The 23,501-nt window shown below is 68.2% G+C and carries 11 protein-coding genes, 1 tRNA gene and 3 rRNA genes; 3 read left to right on the top strand and 12 right to left on the bottom strand.

Going from position 1 to position 23,501, the window contains the following annotated elements:
* Positions 1 to 87: 87 nt before the first annotated feature.
* From ACEN9V_RS00075 to ACEN9V_RS00065, 3 genes are read left to right on the top strand one after another with little or no spacing between them, the layout of a single operon-like run.
* On the top strand, positions 88 to 996 hold the full coding sequence (locus ACEN9V_RS00075; RefSeq protein WP_413601651.1) for a beta-1,6-N-acetylglucosaminyltransferase: 909 nt from the start codon (positions 88 to 90) through the stop codon (positions 994 to 996).
* Positions 993 to 2,459 carry a lipopolysaccharide biosynthesis protein gene (locus ACEN9V_RS00070; protein ID WP_413601650.1) on the top strand — a complete coding sequence of 489 codons (1,467 nt, stop codon included), beginning with the start codon at positions 993 to 995 and terminating at the stop codon, positions 2,457 to 2,459. The genes ACEN9V_RS00075 and ACEN9V_RS00070 overlap by 4 nt, the downstream gene beginning before the upstream one ends.
* Positions 2,460 to 2,503: 44 nt before the next feature.
* Positions 2,504 to 3,655, top strand: coding sequence for a glycosyltransferase family 4 protein (locus tag ACEN9V_RS00065; protein ID WP_413601649.1), 1,152 nt, complete (start codon positions 2,504 to 2,506; stop codon positions 3,653 to 3,655).
* A gap of 3 nt (positions 3,656 to 3,658) precedes the next feature.
* On the opposite strand, the gene ACEN9V_RS00060 is transcribed toward ACEN9V_RS00065, so the two are convergent.
* From ACEN9V_RS00060 to ACEN9V_RS00005, 12 genes are all read right to left on the bottom strand, one after another.
* Complete coding sequence (locus ACEN9V_RS00060) at positions 3,659 to 4,657, bottom strand: glycoside hydrolase family 16 protein (RefSeq protein ID WP_413601648.1); 999 nt, start codon at positions 4,655 to 4,657, stop codon at positions 3,659 to 3,661.
* Positions 4,642 to 6,504 carry a PIG-L family deacetylase gene (locus ACEN9V_RS00055; RefSeq protein ID WP_413601647.1) on the bottom strand — a complete coding sequence of 621 codons (1,863 nt, stop codon included), beginning with the start codon at positions 6,502 to 6,504 and terminating at the stop codon, positions 4,642 to 4,644. Before ACEN9V_RS00055 ends, ACEN9V_RS00060 begins: the two co-directional genes overlap by 16 nt.
* Complete coding sequence (locus ACEN9V_RS00050; protein WP_413601646.1) at positions 6,491 to 10,051, bottom strand: glycosyltransferase; 3,561 nt, start codon at positions 10,049 to 10,051, stop codon at positions 6,491 to 6,493. Before ACEN9V_RS00050 ends, ACEN9V_RS00055 begins: the two co-directional genes overlap by 14 nt.
* Positions 10,048 to 11,019 (bottom strand): glycosyltransferase family 2 protein, encoded by a 972-nt coding sequence (locus ACEN9V_RS00045; RefSeq protein ID WP_413601645.1) that lies wholly within the window; start codon positions 11,017 to 11,019, stop codon positions 10,048 to 10,050. Before ACEN9V_RS00045 ends, ACEN9V_RS00050 begins: the two co-directional genes overlap by 4 nt.
* Entirely contained in the window at positions 11,016 to 11,840 is an 825-nt protein-coding gene (locus ACEN9V_RS00040) for a glycosyltransferase family 2 protein (protein WP_413601644.1), read from the bottom strand. The genes ACEN9V_RS00045 and ACEN9V_RS00040 overlap by 4 nt, the downstream gene beginning before the upstream one ends.
* A gap of 345 nt (positions 11,841 to 12,185) precedes the next feature.
* A complete protein-coding gene (locus ACEN9V_RS00035) occupies positions 12,186 to 14,918 on the bottom strand; it encodes an alpha/beta fold hydrolase (protein WP_413601643.1) in 2,733 nt (910 codons plus the stop codon).
* A 205-nt stretch (positions 14,919 to 15,123) separates the two neighbouring features.
* A tRNA-Gln gene (locus tag ACEN9V_RS00030) sits at positions 15,124 to 15,195 on the bottom strand.
* 45 nt (positions 15,196 to 15,240) lie between these two features.
* Positions 15,241 to 16,164, bottom strand: a complete 924-nt coding sequence (locus tag ACEN9V_RS00025; protein WP_413601642.1) for an NAD(P)/FAD-dependent oxidoreductase — start codon at positions 16,162 to 16,164, stop codon at positions 15,241 to 15,243.
* Position 16,165: 1 nt separating this feature from the next.
* A complete protein-coding gene (gene gltX / locus ACEN9V_RS00020; protein WP_413601641.1) occupies positions 16,166 to 17,653 on the bottom strand; it encodes a glutamate--tRNA ligase in 1,488 nt (495 codons plus the stop codon).
* A 137-nt stretch (positions 17,654 to 17,790) separates the two neighbouring features.
* A 5S ribosomal RNA gene (rrf, locus tag ACEN9V_RS00015) occupies positions 17,791 to 17,907 on the bottom strand.
* Positions 17,908 to 18,041: 134 nt separating this feature from the next.
* Positions 18,042 to 21,169, bottom strand: a 23S ribosomal RNA gene (locus ACEN9V_RS00010).
* A gap of 425 nt (positions 21,170 to 21,594) precedes the next feature.
* Positions 21,595 to 23,116 (bottom strand): 16S ribosomal RNA (locus ACEN9V_RS00005).
* The 16S, 23S and 5S rRNA genes sit together here, the layout of an rRNA operon.
* Between the last annotated feature and the right edge of the window lie 385 nt (positions 23,117 to 23,501).

Below are 23,501 nucleotides of genomic sequence, written 5' to 3'. Positions count from 1 at the left end.
GCCGGTGGTGCGGAAAACCGCCGCTTCCCCGCAGAGGGGTCATGGCCGCCTTGTCGGTGCTGGAGCGGCGCGGTTAGCGTCGCGTCCATGGCCACCCCCTCCGCCGCACTCGCGTGCATCGTCCTCGCTCACGAGGACCCTGTGCACGTGCGCCGGCTCATCGAGTCGCTCGACCCGTTCCCGGTGTTCCTGCACTGCGACGCGCGGACCTCGGAGTCGGTGTTCAGGGCGATGACCGACGGGCTCCCCGATCGTGTCCGGCTGCTGCCGCGGATCCGGACCGGTTGGGCGAAGTGGGAGAACGTCGAGGCAGAGGTCTCCGGGTACCGGGCAGCACTCGCCGACACCGACGCGTCGCACGTGGCGGTGCTCACCGGAAGTGACTACCCGCTGGCGAACGCGACCGAGATCGCGGCGCTCCTCGCGGCGCACCGTGAGGAGTCCTTCGTCGCCGTGCACCCGCTGCCGTACGAGGCGTGGGGACGCGACGGTGGCCGGGCACGGCTCCGGTTCCCGCACTGGGCGTGGCGGAAGCACATGGTGCGGCTGCCGATCCCACGCCGGTTGCCCCGCGGTGTCGTGCCGGCCGGGGGCTCGCAGCTGAAGGTCCTCGCGCGACACCACGCCGCTTCGGTCGTCGACGCGGTCGACCGTCGCCCCGACCTCGTGCGGTTCTGGCGACGGACGTGGATCGCCGACGAGACGTTCGTGCCGACGGTGCTGCGGTCCCCCGCCCTGACGCCGGGGTTCGCCGAGCAGCACGTCCCGCACGCGCTGTGGTGGATCGGGTGGGACGGCAGCGCGATGAAGAGCCCACCGTGGCTGACGACCGCCGACGCCGGACGGCTGCTCGAACGCCGGACGTTCCCCGGCGGACTCCCGCACGTGTTCGCCCGGAAGTTCTCGACCGAGCAGAGCTCCGACCTGCTCGACGTCGTCGACGGCGCGTTCGAACTGCGCCGATCGACCGGGGCACCGAGGGAGGTCACGGCGTGACGTCTCCGACGCAACCCGTCACGCCGGTGCCGGAGTCCGTCGACACGGGGTCCGTCGCCGTCCGCAAGGGCGCCAACGTCCTGTTCGGCCGCGGCCTGCTGTACGTCGTCGTGTGGTCGATGCAGCTCGTCGTGTCGTCGCTCATCTCCCCGGTGCTCGCACACCTCATGCCGCCGGCGGAGTTCGGCGTGCTCGCGTCGGCGATCGCGCTCTACCAGGCGCTCGTCGTGCTCGCGGTCGCCGGCATCGACCAGGCGTCCGTGCTGCAGCGCGCCGAGGACGGCGACGACCGGAAGGCCCGCGGACTCCTGGCCGTCGGCATGGTCACCGCGAGCATCGTCACGGTCCTCGCGCTCACGACGATCCCGGTGTGGGGCGACGCGTCCGGCTTCATCGGCGAACACCCGCTGCTGCTCGTCGCGGTGCTCTGGACCGGACCGGCGGCGATCGTGCAGATCTCGTTGGCGCTCCTCGTCGCGCAGGACCGCATCAGGGTGTTCGCGGTGACGAGCCTGCTGTCGTCGATCGGCGGTTCGATCATCGGGCTCGGCCTCCTGACGTTCGTGCGAGCCGACGCCACGACGTACGCGTGGGGCGGCGTCGTCGCGCAGGCGGTGGCGATGGGCATCGGCATCGCCGCGACCCGTCCTCGGTTCGCCGGCCTGCTCGACCGGAGGACCATCGCCAGGGCGTTCCGGCTCGGCATCCCGATCGCGCTCGGCAACCTGTCCTACTTCGTGCTGAACGCCGGTGACCGGATCGTGGTGCAGCGGTTGCTGGGCCCCGACGAGGTGGCGCGGTACCAGATCGCCTACGTCGTCGGGTCGGCGGTCGTCCTGCTGCTGACCTTCACGAACCAGGCGTGGGCGCCGCACTTCGCGGCCCTCCGCGACGCCGTCGCCCGCCGACGCCTCGCGATGCACTCCCGTGACGAGCTGTACCTGCTGCTGGCGCCGGTGCTCCTCGCCGTGACCCTGGTGTCACCGCTGGCGCTGCCGATCCTGGCCCCGGCGTCGTACCGCGTGCAGGAACTCACCGTCGTCGTGTTCGTCGTCGCGATCACCGCGTTCCCCGTCGTCGCGAGCGGTGCGACCGGCCGGCTGCTCCTCGTCGAGCGACGCGGAGTCGCCGTCGGAGTGATCGCGGCGATCGCGGCCGCGGTGAACATCGGCGCGAACCTGGTCCTCGTCCCGCTCCTCGGCATCGCGGGCGCCGCGGTCGCGACCGTCGTCGCGTACGTGGTCCTGGCCGCACTGCAGCTGGCGGCGCTCCCCGACCGCCGCGACTGGCGTGGACCGAGAGCACGCGTCGTCCTCACGGTCGCCGCAGCGCTCGCCGTGGCCGCCGTGTCGGTGTTCGTCCCGCAGGACGTCCTGTGGAACTGGGTCCGCTTCGCCGGCGTGATCGCCTGCGTCCCCTGGTTCTTCCGTCGCCTGCGTCGTGCGCGCGGGGGTGTGGCGTGAGCCGCGGCGCCCGGTCAGGGGCCAGACGCCTCCGCGTCGGTGTGGTGACCAACGGGCTGGCGATCACCGGCGGGGTCGAGCGGTGCGTGCTCGAGGACACCCGCGAGCTCGTGCACGCGGGGCACGACGTCGAGATCTGGCACCGGTCCTCCGACCAGGGTGACGACGGGCGCGCACCGTTCGACGCACTCGGAGTCCGGCTCCACGACGCCCGTGACTACCGCTTCGGCGTCACGACCGCGCTCCGTGACGCCGCCCGATTCGCGTGGGAGGGGCTGCGTCTGCGGCGCTCGCACCTCGACGTGCTCTGGCTCAACCGGCCGGAGTTCCTGCCGTGGGGCCGTGTCGTCTCGATGTTCTCCGGCGTCCCCCTCGCCGTGCACCTGCACCACGCGCCGAACTACCGGCGCCTCGGCCCGATCTCCGGAGGGCGCACCCGCTACCTCGCGGTCTCGCAGTCGATGGCACGGGCGTGGTCCGAGGCGGGCATCCCCGCCGCCAGGATCACCGTCGTGCCGAACGGCGTCGACACGTCGACGTTCCCGGCACCGTCCACCGCGGACGTCCGGCACGCGCGTCGGACACTCGGGATCGACAGCGCCACGCCGACGGTGCTGTACTACGGCCGGCTGACGCGCTCGAAGGGCGTCCTGGCCCTCCTGGAGGCATGGGGCCGCGTCCTCGCGACGGCTCGGGCCCGGCAGCCGGTGACGGTCCCCGCCGCGGCCGGGTCCGCGCGCCGGCAGCCGCTCCTCGTGCTCGCAGGCGCGCTGTACCCGGACGACGCGGACGACGTCCGTCGTGCGGTCGATGCGCTCCCCACGGGCTCGGTGCTCGTGCTGCCGGAGCGGGACGACGTCGTCCCGCTGCTGCACGCCGCCGACCTGGTGGTCGCGCCGTCGATCGAGCCGGAGGGCTTCGGCCGTGTCGTCGTCGAGGCGATGTCGACGGGTCGTCCCGTGGTCGCCGCTGCAGGTGGCGGCACCGGCGAGATCCTGTCCGGCGAGTGGGCGAGGTTCACCGTGGACCCGACGGACACCGAGGCGCTCGCCCGGACGGTGCTCGACGCCCTCGACGAGACCGTGCACGACCCGTCGCTCGGTGTCCGCTGCCGGGCGTGGGTCCAGGAACACCACGGCCGCGCGCCGCACGTCGCCGGGCTCCTCCGCGCACTGCTCGAGCACGCAAGGAGCTGAGGCTCAGCCGGCTCGCGAGGCGGCCGCGTCGCCCTGCGTGCGCGCGTCACCGACCCAGCTCGGGACGTCCCGAGCCGTCACGTCGTCCGGCATGGTCGCCTGGGGCTCCGCACCGGCGGCCGGGACGTCGATCGTGACCCAGTCGATGAGGAGCGATCCCGATGCGCTGCGCGGCGGCCGGCCGTCGTTCGAACCGGCCTGGACCACGAGGTGCATGCGCGCCGTCGGGATGTTCTCGGTGGTGGTGCCGACCACGGTGTCGTCGACGAGGAACGACATCCTGGTCGGTGTCCACTCGATCGTGTACGTGTGCCAGTCCGCCAGCGACGCCCCCGTCTGGTGCTGGATGCACTTCTCGGCGGGGTCCGCGAGGCAGTGCACGTTCAGGCCGGCCGGTGCCCCGAGTGCGCCCTCGGGGAAGTCCACCTCGCCGTCCGCCCACGCGTTGTCGTCGCTCCAGAGCAGCACCGCGACGCCGTAGCCGTCGACCTCGTCGCTCTTCATCCTGACGCTGTACCTGCCGGAGGTCTGTCCACCCCACCGACCGTCGACGAGCGGGACGACGCCGCCGGCGAGGGGCGTCCCGCTGCTCGTCGTCCGCAGTCGCATGTCCAGCACACCATCGTGCGCGGTCAGCGCCGAGGACTGGTATCGCCCGGTGCCCGCCGTGTCCGCGAAGCCGTGGTAGACCGAGAACCGGTCTGCGTAGTCCGCTTCGAACCCGCCGGTGGGTGTCGGCCGGGCGAAGTCCTCGGAGAAGACCCGCTTCCACCCGCTGCCGTCGCCGGTCGGCATGGTCACCCCGCTCGGGTCGGCGACCGCCACGGTGTGCGGCGGGTCGTCGCCGCGGATCGCGACGGTCGCAGATGCCGCGACGACCCCCGCCGCGACGACGAGCGCCCCCGCGACGAGCGCGAGCCGTCGCCACCTGGTGTCGACGGGGGGCCGGTGCCGCGGAACCCCGGCGCCGTGCGACGCGGTGGGGATCACCCGGCCGCCCATGTCCGTATCTCCGAGAGCCCGACGTTCACCGTGCTGTCGGAGACACCGGTCGTGGTGAACCGGACCCACGTCACATTCCTGGCGCTGAAGTCCACGGTGAGCGGGCTGCCGTCGTTCGGCAGGGTCCCGACGGCGACCTGGCTGCCGTCCGAGAACGTCAGCGTCCCGCTGGTGACCTGGTCGGACGCGTTCGGGCGGTCGTCGAGGACGATGCGCTGCAGAGCCACCGACCTGCTCCAGTCGAGCTGGATCCACACACCGGTGCGACCCCACGGCGCGACCCACTCGGCAGCGGCGTTCGCCGGGTAGCCCGACACGACACCGTCCACCGCCTTCGCGACGGTCTGACCGTCGGCGGGGTTGTCCCAGGCCGCGGTCGGCGTCGCGGAACCGGTGACGTCGGTCAGGGTCGGGTCGGTCGGCGTCGTCGGGTCGGTCGGCGTCGTCGGTGTGGACGCGTCGGCCGGCGCGTACGTCCGGATCTCGGCGAGCCCGACGTTCCGCGTCGAGCTGCTGACCGCCGAGACGGTGAACCGCACCCACGTCACCGGGCGAGCGCTGAACGCGACCCGCTGCACCGCGCCGCCGTTGTCGAGTGCGGGCACGCTCACGCTGGATCCGTCCGAGAACGTCAGCGTGCCGCCGGTGACCTGGTCGTCCGGGTTGGGCCGGTCGGAGAGGTCGACCTCGCCGAGCGACGTCGGCGAGCCCCACGCGAGCTGGATCCAGGTGCCGACGCCGCCCCACGGTGCCACCCACTCGGCCGTCGGAGCGTCGGGGTACCCGCTCACCACGCCGTCCACGGCCTTCGCGGCGGTCTGTCCGTCCGCGGGGTTCTCGGCGCTCGCGGTGACGGTCGCGCCCGAGGTGACGTCAGCGCCGCGGGTCCCCGGGTCCGGGTCGCCAGGAGTGGTCGGCACGGTCGATCCCGCGGTGTACTCGCGGCTCAGCCAGGAGCCCTCCGGCCGGGACGAGCACGCCTGCCACGACGCGCACGTCTGACCGTCGTGCTGCGCGTAGGTGAAGAACGCGTCGCCCTTGGCGTCGATCTGGGCCTGCGTGAGGTTCGACGGGAGGTTCGCGATCGGGTAGCCCATGTACCCGGTGAAGGAGTGCGCGGTCGCGTACTGCTGCTGCACGGCATCGGTCAGGTAGGCGACGGTGTGGTGGTCGCTGTGGTCGCCGTCGCCGTAGGTGCCCTTCTGGTCGAGGGTGTGGATGTCCGTCGGCTGGTAGGCCGTCACGACGGCGAGGAGTGTCGCCTCGAGCTGCGCGAGCGTGTACGTCGCCGAGTACGTGGCCCCGGTCAGGGTCCGCATCGTGCTGATGGTGCCCTGGTAGAGCTTCTGCAGGCTCTGCGAACCGTCGGCGGCGAAGCCCGAACCGTCGACGTTGCCGTCGGGCAGCTCCATGAACACCAGGCTGAGTTTCGGGTCGGTCGCGAGCGTCACGGTGCGGAGCGTGCGTCCCGCCGCCGTGGTGGTGCCGTTCGTCCACGTCGAGGCGACACCGGCCATCCGCGCGTAGGACGCCATCACCCCGGCCTCCCGTCCCTTCCAGTAGGACGCGGACATGCCGGCGTCCCCGCCCGTGACCACGACGGAGCGGACGCACCGCCCTGCGTCCATGTCCTTGCGGAGCTCGGTGCCGTCGAAGAGCAGGTCGTCGTCGGCGTGCGCGACGACGGTGAGCACCTTGCCGGCACTGCAGTCGACCGTGGTGGCGGCGTTCGCGGTGCCGCCCGTCGGCGCAACCAGGATCGCGGCGGTCAGGGTGACTGCTGCGACGACGAACGCGACGGTGTACCGCCCCGCACGGCTCCCGGCGCCCGGTTCAGTCCGTCGCATGGATGATGCCTTCCCTCGTCAGCTCGTAGACCGCGGTCGTCCCGGACGACCAGACCCGCTTCCAGTACGGCGACGACGCCATCGCCGCCGCGAGCCGCTGGTAGTCGGCGTCGCTCTGGTAGCCGTACCGCTCGTCGTACGCGCCGAACGGCTCGGCGACGAGCGCGTAGTACTTCGTCGCCGTCCAGTTGCCGACGAGGTCCTTCGTGATGGTCGACACGTCGGCCGCGGCGTCGTACGGCCCCGCCGGGTCGGGGTACGGCCCGAGCGCCTCGCGCGACAGGTAGCCGACGTCGAAGTACCGTGCGCCGGTGTTACTCGGCACCGCATTGGCCGAGCCGGTCAGCAGCAGGACGGACCCCTTCGGGGCGGTGGCGTCGTAGTACTGCGTCGCAGCCGACTGGCTCCTCGTCATCACGCGGTTCCAGTCGAGCGACGTCTGACCGAACGCCCCGATCGCCACCAGCGCGGCGACCCCGGCGGCCGCGACGGCCACCCGCACCGCGGACGGACGCATCGCCGAGGTGACCAAGCCGCCGATCCACGCCAGCCGGCCGCCTGGTCGCGGGACCGCTGCGGCGAGGATCGCGATCCACGGCGTCGCGAAGAGCACCACACGGAAGATGCCTTCCTGCCCGTAGTTCGTCGCGACGAGCAGCGAGATCGGGCTCCCGGCGGCGACGAGGAGTCCCCAGTGCACGCGGTCGCGCCGGAGCAGGACGGTGACGAGCGCGACGAGCCCGAGCACCACGAGCGCCGCGGCGGGGACGTCGAACGCCAGTCGGGTGACGAGCGGCTTCGGGAGCACGGTCATGTCGTGCGTCGGCGGCTGGACGTTGTCGAGCACCCGACCGACCGCGGCGAAGGACAGGAACTTGTCGAGCACGCTGCCGTTCATCACCGCGAAGACGACCGCGGGGACGAGCACGACGACGGGCAGCCACCACGGCCGCACCATGCGGAACACGACGAGCACCACCAGGGCTGCGACGGTGAGGTACGGCGAGATCTGGTGGGTCACGGCGAGCACGACGCTGATCGCGGCGATCGCGGCGATCCTGGTCAGCCCCACCCTGCGGGCGCGGGGCTTCGCTGCGACGTGACCGTCGGGTCCGGTGACGACGGTGGTCCGCAGCTGCCCCGTCGCGAGCACCAGGACCACGATCGACAGCAGCACGCCGGTGGACTGCGGCGAGAAGTAGGTCGTGTTGAGCGACCCGGTCATCGCCGTCAGGAAGGCGGCGATCCACGGACGCCTGGCCCCTGGCAACCAGTGCGCTGCCAGCACCCCGACCGCGATCGTCGTGCTGAACGCCAGCAGGACGGGCACCCACGCGGCGATGAGCATCGCGTTCTGGATGCCACCGACGTCGGCGACCCACGCGCCGCCCGCGAAGAGCCCCGACCAGGTCTGGAAGATGTCGGCTGCTGGGTTCGTCCCGCCGTACTGTCGGATGTACTCGAGGACGCCGACGTGCCGGGCCGCCGCCATGACCGTCGGCATCCCGTACGCGATCGCCTGTGCCAGCTGGACGGCGCCGCCGAGCACGACCACGGGCACGGCCACGCCGCGGCCACGGACGAGGGCGACCACCGCAGCGGCGACGACGAGTGCCATGCCGACGACGAGGCCGGGGCCGAGCGACCCGAAGAGACCAGCGCGGACCGGGTCCCCCATGTGCGTCACCGCCGAGGCGACGACCACCACGAGCCCGGCGACGGACGTGGTGGTCACCGTGGCGGTGGGGGTCCAGCGGACCTGGCGCGGCGCCGCGTGCGCCGCGTACCGCGCGCGGCGGAGGTCGGTGAGGTCGCGCGGCACGGCCACCGCGACGGCGATCGCGGTCAGCACGGTCACCACGACGAACGGGGCCGTCGGGTGCCAGATGTGGAAGGTCGCCATCGTGTACCCGATGCCGATCGTCCCGACGAGGGACGCCGCGACCGCGAACACCGTGAACCGCGCGAGCGGCATCGGGCGGACCAGGAGCAGCGGCGCGACGCCGAGCAGGGCGAAGAGGAACACGCCGATCGCAGCCGCACGCAGATCGGGCAGTCCGGCGAGCGAGCCGACCGCCGCGACGACGAGCGTCAGGACGACGAGCGCCGCCGCCCCGAGACGGGCGCCGGGTCCCATCGCGCCGCTCGGTGCCGGTCGTGCAGGACCAGCGGTCTCGAGACCACGCTGCAGCTCGTGCCGTCCGTGCGCCGTCCGGTCGATCGTCCCGGCGCCGCCGATCCGTTCGCGCAGCGCGAGGAACGGCGCCGTGAACGCCGACCGTCGTTCGACCCCGCGGAGCCGACGCTTCGTCGCGGCGAACTCGGCGTCGACGACGTCGAGCGGTTCGGACGCGGCGGACCCGTCGACGGCACCCGCACGGTCCCCCTGCTCGAGTCCGAGGCGCGCGAAGGCGCTGATGGCCTCGGGAGCAGCGTCGATCGAGGCGGTGAGCGTCTCGCGGTCGAAGGCGTTCTTGGTCATCCAGGCTCCGAGTCCGTGGCCGTTCGCCGCGGCGGCGCGGCGCAACGACGCGACGTCGTCCGCCGACCGCTGCCACGCGATCGCGGCGGGTTCGACCGCGATCGCGGCACCCGCGAACAGCAGTCGTGTGAAGAGGTCGAGGTCGTCCCCGCCGCCGACGCGGGTGCCCGGTCCGAAGGCGGTGTCGAACCCGCCGATCCGGAGGGCCGTCGCGCGGTGCACGGCGAGGTTCGCCCCGGTGCCGTACGCGGACGCGGCGAAGGGGTGCAGGGGGAGGTCGCCCGGGTCGTCGCCGAGCCGCAGGACACGGCGGCGGATCGTCCTGGCCGCCGGGGTGCGCTCGTCGTGCCACCGCTGCGCCGGCGTGCGGAGCTCCGCACTGGGCACGAGGCCGGTCACGCACGCGACGTCGGGGTCCGTGGCGAACGCGGTCCCGAGGGCGTCGAGCCACCCGGCGTCGACGACGGCTCCCTCGTCGACGAACGCGACGACCGCACCGGTCGCCGCGAGCAGGCCGGCGTTCCGCGCTGCGGCGAGCCCGCCGGACGGTGCGGCGATCGTGGTCACCGTGCGGCCGTCGATCGTCACGACGGCGTCGTCACCCGGCTCGGCCGCGTGCGAGACCACGACGACGTCGAAGGACGGGTACCGGCAGGCGAGCACCGAGCGCATCGTCGAGTCCGAAGCACCGTCCGTGCAGAGCACGACGGTGACGGACGGCAGCACCAGACCTGCTGCCGTCGCGGACACCGACGAGACCCGCGCTGCCGGCGCCGGCATCGGCCGGATCGCGCGCTGCAGGGAGCGGACGTCGATCGTCTCGCCGATGCGGCGGCGCTCGGTGATCTCCGCCTCGACGAACCCGAGGGGCTCGCCGTGGTCGCGCACGAGCAGCCGGGCACGCCGGTACCCCTCGGCCCCGTCGAGGGCGATGACGTCGCGGTGGCTCGAGGCGTGCACGTCCGCGCGGTCGACCTCGCCGACCCACAGGGCGCCGTCCCACGTGGGGAACAGCGGACCCGTGGTGATCGGCGAGACGACCATCGCCAGGGTCGCACGCGTCACGGTGCACCCACCGGCTGCACGGCGACGGGGGCGGGTGCGGGCGACGCCACGACGACGCCGCCGAGGAACCGGCCGACGGCGTAGCCGGTCACGGTGCCGAGCACGCACGAGACGATCGCAACCGCACGGGTCCCGCCGCCTCGCCCGAGCCGACCGAGTTCACGGAACAGCGCCTTCGGCAGCACCTTCGTCAGGTAGGTCGACTCGCTCGACAGCGAGTCCTTCGCCCCGACACGACGGCTGAGGACCGCCTTCGAGATGCCCTCGTAGTAGCTCCGGCGCCGCACGTACCGCATCGCGACGCGATCAGGGGACACACGGTGCGAGACGTTCGACCGCGGCTCGAAGCGGATCCTCGCGGTCGGGTCGGCCTGCGCGATCCGGATGCAGAGCTCCGTCTCCTCGCACCCGAGCGGCTGGTTGCCGACCCGGCCGATCCCGGACCGGAACCCGCCGGCGGCGAGGAGCACGTCACGGCGGAACGCCATGCTCGAGCCGATCACGTTGCGGACGTCGCCCGGTTCGGTGGGCAGTCCGGTGTAGCTGCAGCCGACGATCCACAGGAGCTCGTCGGGGTAGGGACCCGCACCGGTCGCGGTCGGCCACGACGGGGTCGCCCGACCACCGACGCCGACGACGGACGGCCGCGAGAGCGCCTCGACGAGGTGGGCCAGCCAGTCGTCGTCGGCGGTCGCGTCGTCGTCGAGGAACGCAACGACGTCCGACTCGGCGAGCGCCACGCCGGTGTTCCGCGCGCCGGACAGGCCGCGGTCCTCGGCGTTCTCGACGACCAGCAGCTCCGGCCAGCGAGCCGTCGCACGCAGGAACAGCTCGGGCTCGTGGTCGATGACGACGACCACCTCGGTGGCGTTCGGCTGTCGCTTCGCGGACTCGACCGAGTCCTGCAGGTCGCCCCAGCGCTGCTGCGTGTACGCGCAGATGACGACCGCGACCGTCGGGACGCTCACGCGGCTTCCTCGTCCAGTGCCGGCACCGCGGTCGGGACGACGCGGGGCGTGACCGGGGTGAGGCGCGCGCTCGCCTGGGCGTCGGCGGCACGTCGGCGCTCGTGCATGATCGACTTCAGGACACGGATGCCGTCCGTGACGGCGTTCAGGTTGCTGGCGCCGTGCACACGGAGCTTCTCGTGGCTCGGGACCTCGGAGATCGCCAGGTCCGCTGCTGACCAGCGGCAGGTCAGGACGGTCTCGATCTCGAACCCGTCGCCCCACAGCATCGAACCGTCGGACGGCTGCGGGAGCGTCGAGGACAGCAGGCCGATCTTCGGCAGCGCGTCCGCCCAGAAGGCGTTGTAGCCGTAGCAGAGGTCGCTGTACCTGGTGCCGAGCAGCAGGTTGCAGAGCAGGTTCAGCCCGCGGTTCCCGAGGCTCCTGACGATCGTGATGTCGTCGCTGCCACCGCCGAGGGCGTATCGGGTGCCCTTGGCGACGTCCGCGCCGGCGACGAGGGCGTCGACGAAGCGCGGGATCTCGTCGGGGTCCGCCGAGCAGTCGGCGTCGAACATGACGACGACGTCGCCGGTGACGGCCTCGAACCCGCAGGCGAGCGCGTTGCCCTTGCCCTTCCGGGTCTGCTGCACGACCTTGATCGCCGGCATCAGCCGCTGCGCGGTCGCGATGGTGTCGTCGACGGAGTTGCCGTCGACCAGGATCACCTCGTACACCGGCGGGAGCTTCGGGAGGATGATCTCGAGGTTCCTCGCTTCGTTGCGTGCGGGGATGACGACCGAGACGCGAGGGTCCAGGGGTCGGATCGTGCTGGCGGACATGGTGCTCCTGTCGGGTTCAGGGCTGCAATCGGGAAGACCGTCACGGCGACGGTCGTTGGTCCTCGGGGTACGCGAGGACAGGACGCGGGTACGTCAGCTGCGGTGCGCGGCGGTGAGGGTGCACCGTCGTTCCCGTCGGGAGCGGGGGTACGCCGTTCCCTGGGGATTCCCACCTTCGTCGGGGTGGGGAGGCCGGTCAATGCGATCGGTGATCCGTTGCGGGGCCCCGGGTGCGGATACGGAAACCCGCAAGCGGGCTGCGGTGGGTCGTCGGGTCGCCCCAACAGACGGACGGGAGGCTCGTGGCGGGGTCGCCACGAGCCTCCCGTCCGTCTGTTGGGGCCGTCAGGGCCGGGTCGGGTCCGTCCCGAGGGCGGCGCGGAGCTCCGCCGCGAGCTCCGCGACGTGCGGTTCGCGCAGGATCGACGTGTGTTCAGCCTGGATGTGCACCGTGCGGTTGTCCCCGCGGAGCACCGAGGACCAGCGCTCGACGTCCGGGTTGTCCTCCGCGAGCACGAAGGTCGACCGCCCGTGGAAGGGCGTCGGCGTGTGCCGGCGCACGATCATCTCGGCGTGGTCGAACATCGCGTCGAAGTCCTTCTGCCCGCCGTAGCGCAGCACCCCGGCGCCGTAGGCCCGTGCACGACGCACGAAGAGGTCCCCGTACGGCACGCCGGACGGCAGCACGCGCTTCACGGCGCGGTCGAGTCCGTGTCGGAGCGCGCGGACGGCGGCGTTCCGCGGCTCACGGGGCTGCATCCTGGCGAAGTTCAGCTGCGCTGCCTCGGTCCGGGTGCGCGGCAGGTACGAGTCGAGCAGTGCGAGGTGTTCGATCTCCTCCCCTGCCTCGGTGAGGAGCCGTGCCACCTCGAGTCCGACGATGCCACCGAGCGAGTGGCCCACGATGATGTACGGGCCGCGCGGCTGCACGATGCGCATCAGCGCGATGTACCGCCGGGCGCTCTGCTCGATGCTCCAGTCCGGGATCGCGCGCCGCTCCAGGCCGTGCTGCTGGATCGCGTAGACGTCGTGCTCCGGCAGGTACCGGGAGAGCGGCAGGAACGTCAGGCCGAGCGCGCCGCCGCCGGACAGGCAGAACACCGGCGGGCGTCCAGGGGTCCGCGCCTCGGACACCTTGACGATGTCCGGATGGCTCGGCAGCGCGCTGGCACCCGAGCGGACGTGTCGTGCGAAGGTGCGCAGGGTGGGGTGCTCGAGCAGCTCGGACGCGCGCATGTCGACGCCGAGCCGGGCGTGCACGATCGCGAGCATCTCCTCGGCGGACAGCGAGTCGCCGCCGAGTGCGGAGAAGTCCTCGTCGAGGTGCACACCGCGGAGGCCGAGGACCTCCGCCCAGATCTGCCCCACGACGAGTTCCCACTGGTCGTACTCGCCCTCCACCATCTCGGTCTCGATCGACGGCGCGCCGGGGAGCAGCCCGCGGTCGACCTTGCCGCGCTCGTTGCGCGGCAGCTCGGGCATCGGGACGATCGACGCCGGCACCATGTACTCGGGCAGCCGATCACGGAGCGCACGGCGGATCGCCGCGGGTGCCGGGGTTCGACGTCCAGGTCGACCGACGACGTAGGCGACGAGGCGGGTGACGGCCGGCGGCTCGACGAGTGCGGTGACGACGACGTCGTGCACGTCGTCGACGGCGCGGAGCGCTGCCTCGACCTCGCTCGGTTCGACGAGGTACCCGCGGACCTTCACGGCGTCGTCGGAGCGGCCGAGGAGCACCAGGCTGCCGTCGGCCTCGAGCTTCGCGAGGTCGCCCTGTCGCCACGTCGGCGTGCCGTCGTCCGTCGCGCCGAGGCGTTCGGCGGTCTTGTCCGGTGCACCCCAGTACCCGGCGGAGAGTCCGTCGGACTCGATCACGAGCTCGCCGGTCTCGCCGAGGTCGGCCGGGGTGCCGTCCTCGCGGACGATCCTGGCGGTCTTGCCGGGGAGCGGGAACCCGGCGGGGATCACGCCGGGGGCGACGTCGTCGCCCGGGGCGACCGAGCAGTACGCGACGCACCCCATCTCACTCGCGCCGAAGCCGTTCCAGATCACCGTCCCGGCGTCGAGCACCGGGCGCGCGGCGATGACGTCCGTGCCGGTGATCGGTTCGCCCACGGTCATCAGGAGGCGGAACGGGAGCCGTGCGCCGCCGGGCACCGCCTGCTTCGTCTGGACGATGGACCGGAGGAGGTGCGGGGTGCAGACGAGCACGTTCACGTCCTCCACCGGCATCCGCTCGAGGAGTCGGTCGGTGCCGAGGTCCCGCGGGTCGAGGAGCACGATGGCCCCGCCGTTCAGCAGGGTGTCGAAGGCCATGAGGTAGCCGGCGGCGAAGGACAGCGGGAGCACGAGGCCCATCCGGTCCCCCGGTCGGAGCCCGAGCGCGACGGCGTCCTGCTCTGCGTTCTGCAGCTGCTGCCGGTGGGTCATCGCGACGCCCTTCGGCATGCCGGTCGACCCGGAGGTGAAGACCAGCACGAGGGGGTCCGTCCCGCGCCGCTCCTGTTCGGCGATCGCGGTGCTCCGCGCCACCGCATCGGCGCTGGCCGTGCGGTCCGCGGCGTCCGCCGAGGCGTCGAGCAGTGCGTCCAGGTCGTGGACCGTCCCGGCATCGCCGAGGACCGAGGCGGCGAGGTCCGCGTGCTCGGTGTCCGCGAGGACCTCCGAGACGCCCGCGAGCTCGACCACGTGGCGCAACCGGGCCTCCGGCAGGTGGTCGTCGAGGATTACCACGACGCGGTTCGCCATCGTCAGCGCCAGGATCGCCAGGACGGCCTCGGTCGTCTGACCGGCCATGACGCCGACGGGGACGGGAGCACCGCCGGGGACCGCCCCGACGCCGGCACCGGTCCGGTCGTCCGGGTGCAACCGCTCGGCGAGCACCGCTGCGAGCGACGACGCGAGCGCGTCCGCCTCGGCGAACGTGCACGCGCGGCCGTTGCCGGCGAGGGCCGGTTCGTCCGGGTACGCGGTGACGACGCGTGCCCAGCGCTCGAGGACCGAGTGGTCGTCCGCGGCGGGGACCACGGCGGTGTGGTCCCAACGGTGGTGGAGCAATGCGTCGGTGGACGTCATGGCAGTTCCCCTGGATCGTCTGCTGACCGCCCGTCCGGTACGGCCACTCGGACAGTAAGTCGACGAGTGGTCCCCGTTCCAGGGGTGACGACGGCGGGTGCGGACATCCTGCGGTTCCGCGCATCCTTGCGGGTTCCACTGAACGTGCTGGGAACGGCGCACGAAAACGGCCCCCGGGACATCCCGGGGGCCGTTCTCACATCTGCTGGGGTACCTGGACTCGAACCAAGAACGACGGTACCAGAAACCGCTGTGTTGCCAATTACACCATACCCCAAAAGACCTGTCGGTCTTCCGTCCCCGTTGTCCGGGGCACGGTCATCTACTGTACAGCATCCCGGAGGTCCGCAAGACCACCGACGAGGTCGCGGTGCACCGCGGCGGCGGTCGTCGCACCGTGCCCGGCGGCGACGATGAGCTGCTCGGGCCCGGGCGGGGTCACGTCGCCGACGGCGTACAGCCCGGGGACCGTCGTGCGTCCGACGCGGTCGACCACCACGAGTCCCTCGGCGTCGCGGTCGAGTGCCGCGTCGACCCAGCCCAGGTCGACGTGCCACGTCGGCCGGACGAACCCGCCCGTGCGCGGCTCCACGTGGCCGTCTGCGAGGCGCACGCCGGTCATCCCGGACCGGTCTCCCTCCAGGTCGGCAACGGGCCGCTCGTCGATCCGCACGCCCGCGTCGGCCAGCCGTCGGCGGCCGTCGGCATCGAGCGGCGCGATCCCGTTCGTGTACACGACGAGGTCGTCCGTCCACGCCCCGATGAGCAGCGCCCGATCGACGACGTCGGCGGTCTCGCACACGAACGCCAGGGGTTCGCCTGACCGCTCGTAGGCATCGCACTCGACGCAGCTGTGCATCGCGGTGCCGTAGAACGCCCGCAGGGACGGCAGCGCCGGGAACTCCTCACGGAGCCCGGTCGCGATGACCACCGTGCGCGCCGTCTCGTCCACCTCGGCGCCGCGCCAGGTCCCGTGCACGCGCCAGCCGCCGCCGTCCGGTGCGACCCGGTCGACGATCGTCTGCACGACCGTGGCCTCTGCGTACTGTTCGACCTCCGCGCGTCCGAGCTTCCGGAGCTCGAGCGGCGACACCCCGTCGCGAGTCAGGAAGCCGTGCGACCGCAGGGTGGCGGCGTTCCGCGGACGGTTCGCGTCGAGCAGCAGCACGGACCGCTTCGCCCGCACCAGGTTGAGCGCGGCACTGAGACCAGCAGGCCCCGCACCGATCACCGCGACGTCGTACACGTCAGCGAGCCGAGAGTGCGCGGAGCCGAGCGAGCGTCGAGTCCTTGCCGAGGATCTCCATCGACTCGAACAGCGGGGGGCTGATCCGACGACCGGAGACCGCGACACGCAGCGGTCCGAACGCCAGGCGCGGCTTCAGGCCGAGACCGTCGATCAGCGCGACGCGGAGCGCACCCTCGATCGCCTCGGTCTGCCAGTCGTCGAGCGGCTCGAGCGCGGCGATGCTCGCGGTGAGGACCTCGGTCGGGTCGCCCTTGAGGCTCGCGAGCGCGTCCTCCTCGACGACCAGGTCGCCGTCCGCGGTGAACAGGAACCCGAGCATCCCCGGGGCCTCGCTGAGCAGCTGCATGCGCTCCTGCACCAACGGCGCCGCGGCCTCGAGCACGTGCTCCTGCTCGGGGGTGGCCGGGTCCGAGAGGTACTCGGTCAGGTACGGCTTCAGCCGGTCCCGGAAGTCCGCCGGCTCGAGCAGGCGGATGTGGTCACCGTTGATCGACTCGGCCTTCTTGTGGTCGAAGCGGGCCGGGTTCGGGTTCACGTCGGCGACGTCGAACGCCTCGACCATCTCGTCGATCGAGAACACGTCGCGGTCGGGACCGATCGACCAACCGAGCAGCGCGAGGTAGTTGATGAGCCCCTCGGGGATCATGCCGTTCGCGCGGTGGTGGAAGAGGTTCGACTCCGGGTCGCGCTTGGAGAGCTTCTTGTTGCCTTCGCCCATCACGTACGGCAGGTGCCCGAAGCGCGGGATGAACTCGGCCATCCCGATCTCGAACAGCGCCTCGTAGAGGGCGATCTGTCGCGGCGTCGACGACAGGATGTCCTCGCCACGGAGCACGTGCGTCACGCCCATGAGCGCGTCGTCGACCGGGTTCGTGAACGTGTACAGCGGCTTGCCGTTCGGACGCACCACCACGAAGTCCGGGAACGTGCCCTGCTTGAACGTGATCTCGCCGCGGACCAGGTCGTCGAAGCTCAGATCCCGGTCCGGCACGCGGAGCCGCAGTGCCGGCGCACGCCCCTGGTCACGGAACGCCTGGCGCTCGTCGTCGGTCAGGTCGCGCTCGTGGTTGTCGTAGCCCTGCTTCGGGTCGCGACCGGCCGCGATGTTCCGCGCCTCCATCTCTTCCGGCGTCACGAAGGACTCGTAGAGGTGGCCGGCGTCCTTGAGCTTCGCGATGGCGTCCTCGTAGACGTCGGACCGCTCGGACTGCCGGTAGGGGCCGTGCGGTCCCCCCACCTCGACGCCTTCGTCCCAGTCGAGCTGCAGCCAGCGCAGCGCCTCGATGATCTGCTGGTACGACTCCTCGCTGTCCCGTGCCGCGTCGGTGTCCTCGATGCGGAACACGAGCTTGCCGCCGCTGTGGCGGGCGTAGGCCCAGTTGAACAGGGCCGTCCGCACGAGGCCGACGTGCGGCGTCCCCGTCGGCGAGGGGCAGAATCGGACGCGGACGTCGGAACCGGTGGCGGTGGTGAATGGCGCAGTCATGACGCCGACGATCCTATCGCGGGCGACCCGGGCGGCGGCGGCCGTGTGGACGGAGTTGAAGCGGTCCTGGAACGTACCGGAAACGCAGAAAACCCCTGACCAGTTCTGGTCAGGGGTTCCCTGGTGTTGCAAAAGAAGTCCGGCGGCGTCCTACTCTCCCACAAGGTCCCCCTTGCAGTACCATCGGCGCTGAGAGGCTTAGCTTCCGGGTTCGGAATGTGACCGGGCGTTTCCCTCTCGCTATGACCACCGGAACACTGTCGACCATGATCTGGTCTCAACATGTTCCTTCAAGCCGTTGCTGAAGTATTCAATTGATTCCCGATCGTCTGTCGGGAACCACAAAGTGGACGCGAGCCCGTGACCCGAAGGCCACGGAAATAATTGTGTTGTCAAGTCTTCGGCTTATTAGTACCGGTCAGCTCCACGGGTCGTTAGTCCCCGCTTCCACATCCGGCCTATCAACCCAGTAGTCTGCTGGGAGCCTCTCACACTCAAGGTGCATGGAAATCTCATCTCGAAGACGGCTTCCCGCTTAGATGCTTTCAGCGGTTATCCGGTCCGAACGTAGCTAATCAGCGGTGCCCTTGGCAGAACAACTGACACACCAGAGGTTCGTCCATCCCGGTCCTCTCGTACTAGGGATAGATCTTCTCAAATTTCCAACGCGCGCAGCGGATAGGGACCGAACTGTCTCACGACGTTCTAAACCCAGCTCGCGTACCGCTTTAATGGGCGAACAGCCCAACCCTTGGGACCTACTCCAGCCCCAGGATGCGACGAGCCGACATCGAGGTGCCAAACCATGCCGTCGATATGGACTCTTGGGCAAGATCAGCCTGTTATCCCCGAGGTACCTTTTATCCGTTGAGCGACAGCGCTTCCACAAGCCACTGCCGGATCACTAGTCCCGACTTTCGTCCCTGCTCGACCTGTCAGTCTCACAGTCAAGCTCCCTTGTGCACTTACACTCGCCACCTGATTGCCAACCAGGTTGAGGGAACCTTTGGGCGCCTCCGTTACTCTTTGGGAGGCAACCGCCCCAGTTAAACTACCCATCAGGCACTGTCCATGAACCCGATCAGGGTCCTACGTTAGACATCCAAAGTGACCAGAGTGGTATTTCAACAATGACTCCACGAACACTAGCGTGCCCGCTTCACAGTCTCCCACCTATCCTACACAAGCCACTCCGAACACCAATACCAAACTGTAGTAAAGGTCACGGGGTCTTTCCGTCCTGCTGCGCGTAACGAGCATCTTTACTCGTAGTGCAATTTCGCCGAGTTCGCGGTTGAGACAGCTGGGAAGTCGTTACGCCATTCGTGCAGGTCGGAACTTACCCGACAAGGAATTTCGCTACCTTAGGATGGTTATAGTTACCACCGCCGTTTACTGGGGCTTAAATTCAGAGCTTCGGCCGAAACCTAACCCCTCCTCTTAACCTTCCAGCACCGGGCAGGCGTCAGTCCGTATACATCGTCTTGCGACTTCGCACGGACCTGTGTTTTTAGTAAACAGTCGCTTCCCACTGGTCTCTGCGGCCTTCAACGCTCACGGAGTACATCCGGTCACGTGTCCGGCCCCCCTTCTCCCGAAGTTACGGGGGCATTTTGCCGAGTTCCTTAACCACGATTCTCTCGATCTCCTTGGTATTCTCTACCTGACCACCTGAGTCGGTTTCGGGTACGGGCGGCTGCAACCTCGCGTCGATGCTTTTCTCGGCAGCATAGGATCACTGATTTCCCCTAACGGGTACGCGTCGGATCTCAGGCGTACAGACGACGGATTTGCCTATCGTCAGCCCTACATCCTTACACCAGGTTCACCTTACGGATACCATCGCCTGGCTCAGCTACCTTCCTGCGTCACACCTGTTCATACGCTAACCGCACCAGCATGGGGTCGAGCGTTAGACCGCACCGCTTCACCCCGAAGGGATCCACTGAATACGGGTTAGGACTCTTAGCACCACTGGATTAGCTTGGGCGGTTGTTCGCCGGTACGGGAATATCAACCCGTTGTCCATCGACTACGCCTGTCGGCCTCGCCTTAGGTCCCGACTTACCCAGGGCGGATTAACCTGGCCCTGGAACCCTTGGTCTTTCGGAGGACGGGTTTCTCACCCGTCTTTCGCTACTCATGCCTGCATTCTCACTCGTGTGGCGTCCACGGCTGGATTACTCCGCCGCTTCACTCGCCACACGACGCTCTCCTACCACTCCGCACGACTGAACCACGAAGGCTTGTCTAACATGCGAAATCTACAACTTCGGCGGTGTGCTTGAGCCCCGTTACATTGTCGGCGCGGAATCACTTGACCAGTGAGCTATTACGCACTCTTTCAAGGGTGGCTGCTTCTAAGCCAACCTCCTGGTTGTCTATGCAACTCCACATCCTTTCCCACTTAGCACACGCTTAGGGGCCTTAGTTGGTAGTCTGGGTTGTTTCCCTCTCGACGATGAAGCTTATCCCCCACCGTCTCACTGCTGCGCTCTCACTCACCGGCATTCGGAGTTTGGCTGACGTCAGTAACCTGTTGAGGCCCATCGGCCATCCAGTAGCTCTACCTCCGGCGAGAAACACGCAACGCTGCACCTAAATGCATTTCGGAGAGAACCAGCTATCACGAAGTTTGATTGGCCTTTCACCCCTATCCACAGCTCATCCCCTCCATTTTCAACTGAAGTGGGTTCGGTCCTCCACGACGTCTTACCGTCGCTTCAACCTGGCCATGGATAGATCACTTCGCTTCGGGTCTAGGACATGCGACTGAATCGCCCTATTCAGACTCGCTTTCGCTACGGCTGCCCCACACGGGTTAACCTCGCCACATATCACTAACTCGCAGGCTCATTCTTCAAAAGGCACGCCGTCACCCCTACAAGGAGGCTCCGACGGTTTGTAAGCAAACGGTTTCAGGTACTATTTCACTCCCCTCCCGGGGTACTTTTCACCTTTCCCTCACGGTACTTGTCCGCTATCGGTCATCTGGGAGTATTTAGGCTTATCAGGTGGTCCTGACAGATTCACACGGGATTTCTCGGGCCCCGTGCTACTTGGGATACACATCCGGCCATAACACCATTTCGTCTACGGGGCTGGCACCCACTACGGCCCGGCTTTCAAACCGGTTCGACTATGATGCGCTGTAACCGCCCCAGTCCGGCAGAACTGAGCGACGTGTCCCACAACCCCGACCATGCAACGCCCGCCGGCTATCACACATGATCGGTTTAGCCTCATCCGCTTTCGCTCGCCACTACTCACGGAATCACATGTTGTTTTCTCTTCCTGTGGGTACTGAGATGTTTCACTTCCCCACGTTCCCTCTACCCGCCCTATATATTCAGGCGGGAGTCACCAGGTCGACAAGTCGCCTGGCGGGGTTTCCCCATTCGGAAATCCTCGGCTCACAGCTCGATTATCAGCTCCCCGAGGCTTATCGCAGATTTCTACGTCCTTCTTCGGCTCCAGATGCCAAGGCATCCACCGTTTGCTCTTAGAAACTTGACCACAAAGATTAAAATTGCGATCGACTCGACAACACGACCACCCCGAAAGGCAGTCATCGTTGCGAGCGATCTAAGATGCTCGCGTCCACTGTGTAGTTCTCAACATACGATCGGCACCACACTCCCCCAGCCATAACAGCTAGCTTCACGTGGCCCATCGAAGAACCATGCGGATCACTCCGCCGGCCCAACCCCCACCACCACTGTCGTGGACGGCAGGAAGCCTGGTCCCTCAGGACCCAACAACGTGCACCAGCCAGCCCGCTCACCCCCGACCCCTTCCAACCAGACCCGAAGACCTGGCGTACTAAGACCGGAAGCCGCGCTCCCGACTGCACTGTCAATGTTCCACCCATGAGCTACCGGCGAGAACGTTCGTCTCGATCCGGCGCCTGGACATCGCAAGCGATGCCAGATGCTCCTTAGAAAGGAGGTGATCCAGCCGCACCTTCCGGTACGGCTACCTTGTTACGACTTAGTCCTAATCACCGATCCCACCTTCGACGGCTCCTTCCACAAGGGTTAGGCCACCGGCTTCGGGTGTTACCGACTTTCATGACTTGACGGGCGGTGTGTACAAGGCCCGGGAACGTATTCACCGCAGCGTTGCTGATCTGCGATTACTAGCGACTCCGACTTCATGAGGTCGAGTTGCAGACCTCAATCCGAACTGAGACCGGCTTTTTGGGATTCGCTCCACCTTACGGTATCGCAGCCCTTTGTACCGGCCATTGTAGCATGCGTGAAGCCCAAGACATAAGGGGCATGATGATTTGACGTCATCCCCACCTTCCTCCGAGTTGACCCCGGCAGTCTCCTATGAGTCCCCGGCATAACCCGCTGGCAACATAGAACGAGGGTTGCGCTCGTTGCGGGACTTAACCCAACATCTCACGACACGAGCTGACGACAACCATGCACCACCTGTACACCGACCACAAGGGGGCGACCATCTCTGGCCGTTTCCGGTGTATGTCAAGCCTTGGTAAGGTTCTTCGCGTTGCATCGAATTAATCCGCATGCTCCGCCGCTTGTGCGGGCCCCCGTCAATTCCTTTGAGTTTTAGCCTTGCGGCCGTACTCCCCAGGCGGGGCGCTTAATGCGTTAGCTACGACACAGAAACCGTGGAAAGGTCCCTACATCTAGCGCCCAACGTTTACGGCATGGACTACCAGGGTATCTAATCCTGTTCGCTCCCCATGCTTTCGCTCCTCAGCGTCAGTTACGGCCCAGAGATCTGCCTTCGCCATCGGTGTTCCTCCTGATATCTGCGCATTCCACCGCTACACCAGGAATTCCAATCTCCCCTACCGCACTCTAGTCTGCCCGTACCCACTGCAAGCCCGAGGTTGAGCCTCGGGATTTCACAGCAGACGCGACAAACCGCCTACGAGCTCTTTACGCCCAATAATTCCGGACAACGCTTGCACCCTACGTATTACCGCGGCTGCTGGCACGTAGTTAGCCGGTGCTTTTTCTGCAGGTACCGTCACTCTCGCTTCTTCCCTACTAAAAGAGGTTTACAACCCGAAGGCCGTCATCCCTCACGCGGCGTTGCTGCATCAGGCTTTCGCCCATTGTGCAATATTCCCCACTGCTGCCTCCCGTAGGAGTCTGGGCCGTGTCTCAGTCCCAGTGTGGCCGGTCACCCTCTCAGGCCGGCTACCCGTCGTCGCCTTGGTGAGCCATTACCTCACCAACAAGCTGATAGGCCGCGAGTCCATCCCCAACCAAAAAATCTTTCCACCACCAGACCATGCGGCCAGTGATCATATCCAGTATTAGACGTCGTTTCCAACGCTTATCCCAGAGTCAGGGGCAGGTTACTCACGTGTTACTCACCCGTTCGCCACTAATCCACCCAGCAAGCTGGGCATCATCGTTCGACTTGCATGTGTTAAGCACGCCGCCAGCGTTCGTCCTGAGCCAGGATCAAACTCTCCGTAAAAAATTACAGACCCAACACCCGAAAGCGTCAGGCCGAGTTGATCTTGACTGTTGACTGTCTACTGACAATCTTCAATCCAAAAGGAATTGTCTCCGACTCGACCAGCAAAACCGGCCGAGCACGGGGTCAATAAATTGGCATTGACAATGTGCACGCTGTTGAGTTCTCAAGGACCAGACGCGCCGAGCTTCTTCTCCCTGGAGGGAATGCCCGCTCGGGCAACTTCGGTACTGTACCACTACTTCAGTGGCGGTCTTTCGACCGGCTTCATTGGAGTGGGTGGTCCCGCTTGAGGTCGGCTCGGCCGGACTGCATCATCGGGGCTTTCGCTCCGGGTGACCGTCTCGGCTTCTCCGCCGCACCTTTGGGGTGACGAGTAAGAACT

The organism is Curtobacterium sp. Curtsp57, from assembly GCF_047324335.1.
In the GTDB taxonomy this organism is placed as follows: Bacteria; Actinomycetota; Actinomycetes; order Actinomycetales; family Microbacteriaceae; genus Curtobacterium.
This window is presented reverse-complemented; position numbering and strand designations above follow the sequence as displayed.